We start from the raw sequence: 10,597 nt of genomic DNA, 5'->3' as shown, positions 1-10,597 counted from the left end.
GGATCCTTACGGTGAATATTTTCTTGAATACGTTGAAGATATTGTTGTGGATTTTGCATGTGTTTTCCTCCTTTTTTTGTTACTATATATAATAGCAAATACGCTTGGACTTTGCAGAGTTTTTTTCAAAATACTTTGAAAAGTCTGATAATGGAGGAACTATGGAAACAAATTATGATGTAATCGTCGTTGGTGGCGGAACAAGTGGCATGATGGCGAGTATCGCTGCTGCTGAAAATGGAGCGTCGGTCCTGTTGATCGATAAAAATAGAAAATTTGGTAAAAAACTATTAATGACCGGTGGTGGTCGTTGTAACGTGACGAACAACCGGGACGTAGATGATTTGATTCGCCATATCCCCGGAAATGGCAAATTTTTACATAGTACGTTTGCACAATTCAATAACTTTGATATTATGAACTTTTTCGAATCGCAAGGTGTCTCACTAAAAGAAGAAGACCACGGTCGGATGTTTCCGGTAACGAATAAATCCAAAACGATCGTCGATGCGCTTGTGGAACGTGCAAAGGCATTAGGCGTCACTTTTTGTCCGAACAGTAAAGTAACAAAATTACTTTTTGACGATACCCAAATGAGTGGTGTAAAGACAGAAACAGATACGTTTTTAGCACCTTGTGTCGTCTTAACAACTGGCGGCAAGACCTATCCTTCAACAGGTTCAACGGGTGATGGGTATCGTTTAGCAAAATCAGCTGGTCACACCATCACTCCCCTTTATGCAACGGAGTCTGCCTTACTTTCTGATGCTGCGTTTATTCAAGATAAGACATTGCAAGGATTATCACTACAAGATGTTTCTTTAGCGGTACTGGATGAAAAAGGAAAAATCGTGACTGAACACGTGATGGACTTGTTGTTTACTCACTTTGGAGTTTCAGGACCAGCAGCCTTGCGCTGTTCTTCTTTTGTCAATCAACAGCTAGAAAAACACGATGAAGTTCCTGTACGTTTAGACTGCTTTCCCACAAAAAGTCTTGCGCAGCTAGCAAAAGAGTGGGACATGACCTATCAAACCTCAAAAAAATCTGTAAAAAACGATCTTGCCCAATGGATACCCGAACGCTTAGCTGATTTTTTTGTGACACGTCTAGCACTAGAAGACGTTGCGAGTTATCAATTAACACAAGTACAACGCGATTCTTTGATTGAACTATTAAAAGATTTTACATTCCCAGTTCATCATACCTTACCGATTGAAAAATCATTTGTAACCGGTGGCGGCGTTCATTTAAAAGAGATCAATCCTAAAACAATGGAAAGCAAACAAAAGTCTGGACTCTTTTTTGCCGGTGAACTAATCGATATCAATGGCTATACTGGTGGTTTTAATATTACGGCTGCATTTTGTACAGGACACTCAGCAGGTGTACATGCAGCACAAATCGCAAGTTACTTCCAGTATTAAAAAAACACCCTCAAGTGCGACTGTCTTGCAAAAGGTAAACTAAACGTCTAACTTTTCGCAGATCAGTACACCACTTGAGGGTGTTTTCTTTAATTTTTAGTATTCCCAAACATCAAAACTGTATCTTCGCTCGCTGAAAAGCCATGTTTTTGATAGAATTTTTCAGCTGGTGTATCGCGATCTGTATCCAACATGATCGCAGGTATCTCTCTTGATGCGAGTACGGTTTTTAAATGCTCCATAAATCGCGTTCCTATATGTTGCGACTGGTGGCTAGGATCAATAAAAAACGTATCTAAAACGTATTCCTCTCCTTGGTACCACGGTTTGATATACCCCAATGCCGCTCCTAAAAATGTATGGGTGTCACTTGTTTCAACAATCAAGCCCATAAACGTATTCATCGCAGCTAACCGTTTGATATACATTAAAATCGTCTCAAACTCATGTGTTTCATTCCAAGGTGCTTTTGCAAATGTTTCAATATATTTTTGCGCGATCTGTTCATGATCGGCTGTTGTGACTTCCCGATAGCGCATGACCTCACTCCTTTTTATTTAAGTTTCACTTGTAACCGTTAGTTCGACAAAAGTCGCATGGATCAATGAAGCAATCGCGCTTGGTTCGACCTCCATCTGCAATCCTCGTTTTCCAGCTGAGATCGTAAATGCAGCAAGTTCTTGTGCTTGTATCGCAATAAACGTAGGAAAAAGTTTTTTCATCCCTACAAGTGAACACCCTCCACGAATATATCCCGTAGTCGCTTCAAGATCTTTTAGATGAAGCATTTCGACTTTTTTATTGCCACTAGCTTTAGCCAATTTTTTCAAATCTACTTCTTCATCTCCTGGAATAACCGCAACGATCGGGCCTGTTTTATTTCCTGTCGCGACTAGCGTTTTGTAAATAGGTGAAGTCGTATTTACTGCTAACGACACATCGTTTGCGCTAACGTGTGCTTCACTCCACTCGTAAGTATGTTCGATGTAGGGAATTTTCTTTTGTTCAATCAAGCGAATCGCGTTGGTTTTTTCTATTTTCTTTTTTGCCATTACTCACTCATCCTTTGATTGCTAATAATTCAAGAATGCGTTCCATATCTGCCACCGGGATCTGACCTGGAGCAGATACTTCTTCTAACGCACCAAAAGTCAGTACCGAACCGATTGCTTCACTAGAAACGCGCGAGATTTTCCCTAAGTCTCCCATCGACATAATCGCTAGAGGCAACTGATTCAATCCTTTCGCACGTTCAATGATCATCATCATGCGTAAAACATCCGAAAGCATTTTTGGCATAGCCGCGATTTTGCCGATATCTGCTTGGAATTGGTTCATCAAGCCGATTTGAAACAGCAGCTGGCCATCTTTAGGCGTCTCCTCAAAATAATGTGCACTCATAATGATGCATACATTTTCTTTCTTGATTTTCTGAACAAAGCCGCGTCCCAAAAATTCAACGTGACGCAACTCTAAATCGATTAAATCTACATCATGCGACTGCGCTACAAGCAAGCAGAGCGTTTCATATTCTGCTAAAGAGAGCGCTCGAGCTCCACCTTCTGCTTTTGTGCGAAACGTAAATAGCAATAATTGTTCAGGTAATTCTTTTCGTAAAATCGCCAGTTGTGCGACTAGTTCTTCACTTGTTTCGTACTCTTCAAATAAATCGGCACGCCACTCAACGATTTGAGCTGCCGATGCGTGTGCCTTTTGCGCTTGCTCCACTAGAGCCGTTTGGGTCTTCGCTGTTAGTGGTACCACTAATTTAGGACGACCTACACCAAATTCAACTTTTTTGATTTGCAACATCACATTCACTCCTTTACTTACATTGATAGAGAATTACTTTAAGATAATCGCCTTCGCTAAATTTCTCATCTACTGCAAAATCTTCTGGTAGTCGGTAGGTAGCGATTTTTTTAAATTGACGCTTTTGATTTGTGAATGCTTGCTCGATTTGGCCTTCAAATTTTTCTAAAGATACGTTAGCTGCATTCGTGGATGCAATCAAATACCCGTCTTTTGCTAAAATCGGCATGCTTTGTTCGATCAAGTCACCGTAGTTTTTTGCTACTGAGAAAACGCGTTTTTTATTTCGCGCAAAACTCGGTGGATCTAAAATGATCAAATCATATTGAAATTGTTTTCGTGTCGCATATTTGAAATACTCAAATGTATCCATCACTACGATCGATTGCGCATGTGGATCTAAGCCATTTACTTCAAATTGTTCTTGGGTTTTAGGACGACTTCGATTGGCCAAATCCACACTCGTTGTCTCACGAGCACCACCCATCGCGGCAGCTACTGAAAAAGCTCCAGTATAACTAAACATATTCAATACCCGTTTTCCTGTAGCCAAACCTGAAGCCAATCGTCCCCGAACTTCTCGTTGATCTAAAAAGATCCCTGTCATCAACCCTTCATTTAAATAAGTAGCATACGTGATGCCATTTTCTTTTATCAGTAAAGGTTCAGGTGCTTCTTGTCCATAGACGTGTTGACTTTCTGGTAATGTCGATTGAAAGCGAATTTTCTCATAGATACCAATGATATCTGGAAATACTTCATTTAGCGCGGCCAAAATCTCTATTTTTTTCTCATACATCGTTTCATTGTACCAAGAAATCACCGCAAACGTGGCGTATTGGTCAATAATCAGTCCACCTAGTTGATCCCCTTCGCCGTTTATCAAACGAAAAGCGGTCGTTTGTTCATCATAAAAATAAGCCGACCGTTTCGCTTTCGCTGCTGCAAAGCGCTCTTTAAAAAAGGTTTGATCCACTGTGAGCGGATGCTTTGCTAACATCCAACCGACTCCTTTATGTTGTTCACCTAAATAACCGTATCCCAAAATCTGCTGATTACACATTACGATATCCCACGTACTTTTTTGTCCTTGATTGACTAAATCTTCTTGTTGCAACAAAGGGTATCCTTTTTTGATTCGTTTTGCTGCGTGCGTTGTTACGTTAATTGTCATCTTTTCACCTGCTCTTTAAATTCTCCTCTAGTATATCAAAATCCGCATTATTTGTCTGTGGCTCCTTATTAAAGAAATCTTTAATTAAAGCGGTTAATTTTTTTCTTTTTTCTGATTTGTTTGACACTAAAATTTCTTGTGAGTAAAATAGAGAAGATGATGGAAAGAATCAAGATTCTTTTTTACACTTGTTAGTGATCCAAACGAAGAGAAAGTGGGGAAATATATTTGTTTAGAAAGAAAATTAGCTCTTTTTTAAACACACGCATGGGCTTCTTTATCTTGTTAGCCTTTTTAATGTGGGCGAAAAACATGTTCGCCTTTGCGGTTGATTTAAAAGTTGGGTTAGAAAATCCGCTACAGTATTTTATTTTAGCGATTAATCCGTTAGCGACGACCTTATTACTACTCTCAGTTGCTTTATATGTGAGAAGAAAAACACCAGCTTATGTCACAATGTTAGTCATTTACACTGTGATGACGATCTTATTGTACTCAAATGTCAATTATTATCGTGAATTCACTGATTTTATTACGGTAAATACCATGCTTGGTGCTGGAAAAGTTGCCAGCGGTTTGGGTGAAAGTGCGCTACGCTTATTTAGACCTTATGATATTTTATTTTTTATCGATATCATTATCTTAGCATTCGCCTTGATCTTTAAAAAAATCAAAATGCAAGAAAAACCCGTACGTGCGCGAATGGCTTTTGCTGTTTCAGTTTTATCCGTTATGATCTTCAGTGGGAATCTATTTTTAGCAGAATCCGATCGCCCAGAATTATTGACACGTACATTTTCAAATGACTATTTAGTCAAATACTTAGGGGTCAACGCATTTACTGGTTACGATGCGATCCAAACTTATAAAACTAATCAAGTTCGCGCTAAAGCAAGCGCTACGGATTTAGATGCGGTAAAATCCTATGTGCGTGAACACTACGCAGCTCCAGATGATAGCCTATTTGGTCTAGCTAAAGGACGCAATGTGATCTATCTACATCTAGAAAGTACACAACAATTTTTGATCAACTACAAGTTAAAAGATGAAAATGGTGTTGAACACGAAGTGACACCATTTATCAATAGTTTATATAATAGTAACAGTACATTTAGTTTCGATAATTTCTTCCACCAAGTCAAAGCTGGGAAAACGAGTGATGCCGAAACATTGATGGAAAACTCATTATTTGGTTTAGATCAAGGGTCCCTATTTACACAATTAGGTGGCAAAAATACATTCCAAGCGGCTCCAAATATCTTAGGCCAAACTGAAGGCTACACTAGCGCAGCTTTCCATGGAAACGTCGGAAACTTTTGGAATCGAAATGAGACCTATAAACATTTAGGCTATGATTATTTCTTTGATGCTTCTTATTATGATGTCAATAGTGATAATTCATTCCAATATGGTCTAAATGACAAACCGTTCTTACAACAATCTGTTCAATACTTAGAGCATTTGCAACAACCATTTTATTCTAAATTCATTATGGTATCCAATCACTTCCCTTATTCACAATTAAAAGGTGATGAAACTGGATTCCCATTAGCCAATACGAGTGATCAAACGATCAATAACTACTTCTCAACTGCAAACTATATGGATACAGCTGTCAAAGAATTCTTTGATTATCTAAAAGCAAGTGGCTTATATGATAATTCGATCATTGTCATGTATGGTGACCATTACGGAATTTCAAATTCTCGTAACAAACAGTTAGCAGAATTACTTGGAAAAACAAGTGATGAATGGAGTAACTACGATAACGCTCAACTACAACGTGTGCCGTATATGATCCATGTGCCTGGTACAGATAAAGGTGGCATCAACCATACATATGGTGGTGAAATCGATGCACTCCCTACGTTATTACACTTACTTGGTGTAGATACACAAAATTATATCCAATTAGGACAAGATTTGTTATCGCCAAAACGTGATTCGTTCGTGACGTTCCGTGACGGTGACTTTGTAACTCCAGAATACACCTATTATGGGAATAAATTATATGACAATAAAACAGGTCTTTTGATCGAAGAACCAACAGAAGCACAGCAAACGCAAGTGAAGGCCTTAAAAGAAAAAGCCAATCTTCAGTTAAGTACTTCTGATCAAATCAACAACGGTGACCTCCTTCGTTTCTACACCGATAGCGGTTTGAAAACGATCGATCCAAGTGAATACAGTTACTTACACCAAAATGATCGTTTATTGGAAACGGAAAAATCATTAGGTGCAGATTCGACAAGTGTATATTCTAAACACAACAATCAAACAACGGTTGATCTATTTAAAACACAAACCTATAAAGAATTAAATCCAACTGCAGAACCAACGACTACTTCGTCTTCAGAAGAAACAGGCGCTGCAGAATAATAAAAAGCAAATCATTCGTTTTGAATGATTTGCTTTTTTTGCGTGACTTTTTCATAAATAATTCAAATTCGGCTCGTATACTTTTATTGTAGGGAGGCGAAATCAATGTTCAAACAAAAAGTAAAACATCTTGGACCTTTTATCGGGTGCTTCATTCTTGTAAGCTTTGCGATTATTGCTTGCTTGCGCAGTATTCTTTTATTCTTTTCACTGCAACTAACCGCTAAAAATATCCAAGCGTTTATCGCTTCTTCTAATTATAAAAATGAAGAACAAGAAATTTTAAGCCAATTAAAATCTCCCTTTACACAATTATTGACACATTATCAAACGACTAGCCTAGTCACATCAGGCTTATTGCTTTTACTGATCATCAGTTTTTTCTATTATGTTTTACAATTTTATTTACCAAATGCCTCCACTCGCCAAATCATTAAAAAAATAGCGGGTTATATCAGCCTTATTTTATTAGCCATTCTCGTAATCGGATTATTTTTCCAACCACAAGTCCAATTTTGGTTAGAACAAAATCAACAAAACGATCTATTGAATCGTACGCAGCCCACTTATTTTTCATTGCATCATTTCACTAGTGGCATTCAAAATGGATTGACCGTCCGTTTTCCAGCGACAGACTTCGCCTTATTTCAAGCTAACCACTTGAGCACCCATCAGTGGACCTTTTTACTTTTAGGAGTGATCGGAGCGGTTTGGTCGTTCATGCTCGTCTGGTTATTATTCATAGCCTATTTATTTCAAAAATTACGTCAAAAAAGCCAATGGACCACTCTCCATCTTTCCTTACTCCAAACAAAAAAACACACACCACGTAAGAACTAGACTGATCGTCATTGTTCTTTGTGGTGTGTGTTTTTATGATTCTGTGTCTGGGAAGATCAATCTAAAGGTCGACCCTTTACCTAATTCACTTTCGACTTCGATCTCACCTTTATGCAGACGCATCAATTGTTGTACAATAGGCAACCCTAAACCTGATTCCCCAAATTGTTTATTTTTACGAGAAGGATCGACTTTATAATAACGATCCCAAATATTCGTCACTTGGTCTGGACTCATCCCGATCCCGGTATCTTTGATCTCAACGATCGTCTTCAAGTCTTTTTTGTAAATACGTAAGACGATGTTGCCTTCTGTAGTAAATTGGATGGCATTTTGCACGATATTCACCACGATTTGTCTAAATCGATCGTAATCTGCATAAATATCAACGGCTTCTTTCGTTTCCAAAAGCAATTGATTGTCTGCAGAATGTGCTTTGGGTGCTAACTGAGTGACAATTTCACTTAATACCGATGTAGCATCAAATTTTTTGATCACCATCGAAATTTGATTCGTTCGAATTTTTTCATAATCTAGATTTTCATTAACCAGTCGAATCAAACGTTCGGTCTCATTTTTCATCAATCGTAATGCATTTTCTTCTTGATCTTTTGAGATCGCTCCATACTGCAAGCCTTCTAACAATCCATTGATCGTCGTTAGCGGCGTGCGCATTTCATGTGAGGCATCTGCCATAAACTGACGGCGTCGCTCTTCTTGACGTTCGATTTCTTCTTGAGATTCTTTTAAAGATGTCGTCATCTTATTAAAATCAGCTCCCAAATCGTCGAATTCATCACGATTGGCCACCGGAACTTGAATGTCAAAATTCCCATCGGCGACTTCACGCGTCGCTTTACGCAAGCGATTGATCCGATTCACTTGAAAATGAGCAAAGAAATAACTGATTGCCAGTGCGACGATCAAAGAAAGCAGCACGCCACGCAATAAGTTTGTATTTAGCTCTTTGACGGAATCTTCGATATTTTTAGCTGGTTGACTCACGATCAAGACACCGAAAAATTGTTGATCATAATCAAATGGAATCATCGCGTAAGAAGTCGCTTCCTTGCGCCCAAAAAGATTGTATTCTGAAGTCATCTGTTGTGCTTCACCATTGGATAAAGCTTGCCAGACTTTAGTAGAAATCTTGATGCTTGGTTGTTTGACCGATAGTGGATAAATAATTTCATGGTTTGTGTTGATAAAGACAAAATTAACACTTTGCTGATTAAGCATCATTTCCGATGTTGCCAATGAATTTTGGATGATTTCTTCTTTTGATAGATCGATCTGATAGCGTTCATTAATACTTTCAGATACTCGTTGCACAGCTTCACCATACCCTGTGAGCTGTGCATAATTATTTTTTTCGATCGTTCGCTCGGTCATGCGCGTAAAGACGACCCCCATCGTCAATAGCGTAATTACGATTACAGCAGTAAATGCCAGTAGTTGCTGATACAGATATTTCATCAGACGATACCTGAATCATCAAATTTATAGCCTACTCCCCAAACAGTTTGTATGACTTGTGGTCCAACCTTTTCCATTTTTTGACGCAGTTTTTTGATATGGGCATCGACCGTTCGTTCGTCACCGAAGTATTGGTAATCCCAAACGAGTTCTAATAATTGCTCACGTGAAAAGACTTGCCGTGGTTTTTTGGCTAACGTATAAAGTAAATCGAATTCTTTTGGCGTCAATCCTTCGATCAACTGGCCATTTAAATACGCTTCACGTGTTTTGGTATTGATTTTAAAGTTTTTCGTTTCGACGTCAAAATGATCATCGTTTTGCTCATCATGCATCGCTTTTTCTGCTAATTCTGTGCGACGGTGTAAAGCCTTCATACGGGCAATCAAGGTTAATGGACTAAAGGGTTTCGTAACGTAGTCATCTGCTCCCATCTCTAAGCCGATAACTTGATCACTTTCGGAATCTCTAGCAGTCAACATGATGATCGGTACCGTACTTGACACTTTACGAATCTCTCTGGCAATCGTCATGCCATCCATACTCGGCAAATTCAAATCAAGCGTGATCATATCCCATACTTGTGGTTCTGCTAAAAAACAGTCTAATCCTTCTTTTCCATCTGCTTTAAATGTTGCTTCCCAGCCTTCATTTAAAAAGAACATCTGCATCATTTCAGATACGGATTCGTTATCTTCAATCATTAATAATCTCACTAAATTCACCTCATTGAGTTTTCAAATTTTTCATCGTTTCTCCCTTCTCCTAGTATACTAAATTCTAATTCAAGAACCAAATGATTCTTGAATCCTTGGTGAAATATCAAGTTTTTTTACAAAACTTGTCTTTTAGCTCAATTTTGTTATGATGAAACGGTAGTATTTAAATAAAGGAGCGTACAACATGACATATCATTCACTTGCTTTTTTTGACTTAGACGGCACCTTGCTCGATCATGAATCTCAGATAACACCAGAAATCAAAACCGCGATGGCTCAGTTAGTACAAAATGGGACATTACCGATTATCGCCACCGGTCGTACAGAAATCGAGATTACAGACATCAAAGAAGCTGCTGGAATCAATTCAAATATCGTAATGAACGGAGCCTTTATTCGTTTAGATGGTCAAAAAGTTTACGAAGAGATCATTGACCCTCAACTATGTGAACAATTTTTAAACGTCGCCCACAGTCAAGGTCAAGAAGTTTCATTTTATAATGAACAAGCTATTTGGGCATCTGGAAAGACACCTGATCTTCCGAAAGCTTATGCGTTGATCCATAGCGAGGTTCCGGAAATACATCCGACAAAACACCTGACAGAAAAAGTCAATATGTTACTCGTTTTAGGTCAAGATGGTGATGCCCGTTATTTAGACGCATTTCCAGAACTCACATTTTATCGGAACGGAAAATATTCGATCGATACTGTATTGAACGGAACATCAAAAGGTGCGGCGGTACGTCGTTTACTTGAGATGCCTGAGT

The 10,597-nt window shown here is 38.6% G+C and carries 10 protein-coding genes; 4 read left to right on the top strand and 6 right to left on the bottom strand.

Annotation, left to right across the window (positions count from 1 at the left end):
* Positions 1 to 161 precede the first annotated feature (161 nt).
* Positions 162 to 1,427, top strand: coding sequence for an NAD(P)/FAD-dependent oxidoreductase (locus tag QZ413_RS01750; protein ID WP_297075608.1), 1,266 nt, complete (start codon positions 162 to 164; stop codon positions 1,425 to 1,427).
* Positions 1,428 to 1,516: 89 nt separating this feature from the next.
* Here QZ413_RS01750 and QZ413_RS01745 read toward each other — a convergent pair whose 3' ends face one another.
* The 4 genes from QZ413_RS01745 to QZ413_RS01730 are packed head-to-tail and all read right to left on the bottom strand — an operon-like array spanning position 1,517 to position 4,413.
* Complete coding sequence (locus QZ413_RS01745) at positions 1,517 to 1,966, bottom strand: GNAT family N-acetyltransferase (RefSeq protein WP_297075605.1); 450 nt, start codon at positions 1,964 to 1,966, stop codon at positions 1,517 to 1,519.
* A gap of 18 nt (positions 1,967 to 1,984) precedes the next feature.
* The gene (gene ybaK, locus QZ413_RS01740) at positions 1,985 to 2,479 is read right to left on the bottom strand and encodes a Cys-tRNA(Pro) deacylase (protein ID WP_297075602.1); all 495 of its coding nucleotides are present in this window, start codon (positions 2,477 to 2,479) and stop codon (positions 1,985 to 1,987) included.
* A gap of 7 nt (positions 2,480 to 2,486) precedes the next feature.
* Entirely contained in the window at positions 2,487 to 3,239 is a 753-nt protein-coding gene (aroD, locus tag QZ413_RS01735) for a type I 3-dehydroquinate dehydratase (protein WP_297075599.1), read from the bottom strand.
* Positions 3,240 to 3,252: 13 nt separating this feature from the next.
* On the bottom strand, positions 3,253 to 4,413 hold the full coding sequence (locus QZ413_RS01730) for a class I SAM-dependent rRNA methyltransferase (protein WP_297075596.1): 1,161 nt from the start codon (positions 4,411 to 4,413) through the stop codon (positions 3,253 to 3,255).
* A gap of 267 nt (positions 4,414 to 4,680) precedes the next feature.
* Between QZ413_RS01730 and QZ413_RS01725 the strand changes: the two genes are divergently transcribed.
* Complete coding sequence (locus QZ413_RS01725) at positions 4,681 to 6,792, top strand: LTA synthase family protein (RefSeq protein ID WP_297075610.1); 2,112 nt, start codon at positions 4,681 to 4,683, stop codon at positions 6,790 to 6,792.
* A 105-nt stretch (positions 6,793 to 6,897) separates the two neighbouring features.
* The gene (locus QZ413_RS01720; RefSeq protein WP_297075593.1) at positions 6,898 to 7,632 is read left to right on the top strand and encodes a hypothetical protein; all 735 of its coding nucleotides are present in this window, start codon (positions 6,898 to 6,900) and stop codon (positions 7,630 to 7,632) included.
* 33 nt (positions 7,633 to 7,665) lie between these two features.
* On the opposite strand, the gene QZ413_RS01715 is transcribed toward QZ413_RS01720, so the two are convergent.
* Both QZ413_RS01715 and QZ413_RS01710 read right to left on the bottom strand, forming a co-directional pair.
* Positions 7,666 to 9,108, bottom strand: a complete 1,443-nt coding sequence (locus tag QZ413_RS01715) for a HAMP domain-containing sensor histidine kinase (RefSeq protein WP_297075591.1) — start codon at positions 9,106 to 9,108, stop codon at positions 7,666 to 7,668.
* Entirely contained in the window at positions 9,108 to 9,824 is a 717-nt protein-coding gene (locus QZ413_RS01710; RefSeq protein WP_297075589.1) for a response regulator transcription factor, read from the bottom strand. Before QZ413_RS01710 ends, QZ413_RS01715 begins: the two co-directional genes overlap by 1 nt.
* Before the next feature lie 187 nt (positions 9,825 to 10,011).
* On the opposite strand from QZ413_RS01710, the gene QZ413_RS01705 reads away from it, so the two are divergent.
* A partial coding sequence (locus QZ413_RS01705; protein ID WP_297075587.1) for an HAD-IIB family hydrolase occupies positions 10,012 to 10,597 on the top strand: 586 nt, incomplete at its 3' end.

It is taken from the genome of uncultured Enterococcus sp. (genome assembly GCF_913775425.1).
In the GTDB taxonomy this organism is placed as follows: Bacteria; Bacillota; Bacilli; order Lactobacillales; family Enterococcaceae; genus Enterococcus_G.
This window is presented reverse-complemented; position numbering and strand designations above follow the sequence as displayed.

What these genes read in the sequence shown, in the direction of transcription:
- QZ413_RS01750 (WP_297075608.1), top strand. Translation starts at nt 162, where the DNA reads ATGGAAACAAATTATGATGTAATCGTCGTTGGTGGCGGAACAAGTGGC.
- QZ413_RS01745 (WP_297075605.1), bottom strand. Translation starts at nt 1,966, where the DNA reads ATGCGCTATCGGGAAGTCACAACAGCCGATCATGAACAGATCGCGCAA.
- ybaK (WP_297075602.1), bottom strand. Translation starts at nt 2,479, where the DNA reads ATGGCAAAAAAGAAAATAGAAAAAACCAACGCGATTCGCTTGATTGAA.
- aroD (WP_297075599.1), bottom strand. Translation starts at nt 3,239, where the DNA reads ATGTTGCAAATCAAAAAAGTTGAATTTGGTGTAGGTCGTCCTAAATTA.
- QZ413_RS01730 (WP_297075596.1), bottom strand. Translation starts at nt 4,413, where the DNA reads ATGACAATTAACGTAACAACGCACGCAGCAAAACGAATCAAAAAAGGA.
- QZ413_RS01725 (WP_297075610.1), top strand. Translation starts at nt 4,681, where the DNA reads ATGGGCTTCTTTATCTTGTTAGCCTTTTTAATGTGGGCGAAAAACATG.
- QZ413_RS01720 (WP_297075593.1), top strand. Translation starts at nt 6,898, where the DNA reads ATGTTCAAACAAAAAGTAAAACATCTTGGACCTTTTATCGGGTGCTTC.
- QZ413_RS01715 (WP_297075591.1), bottom strand. Translation starts at nt 9,108, where the DNA reads ATGAAATATCTGTATCAGCAACTACTGGCATTTACTGCTGTAATCGTA.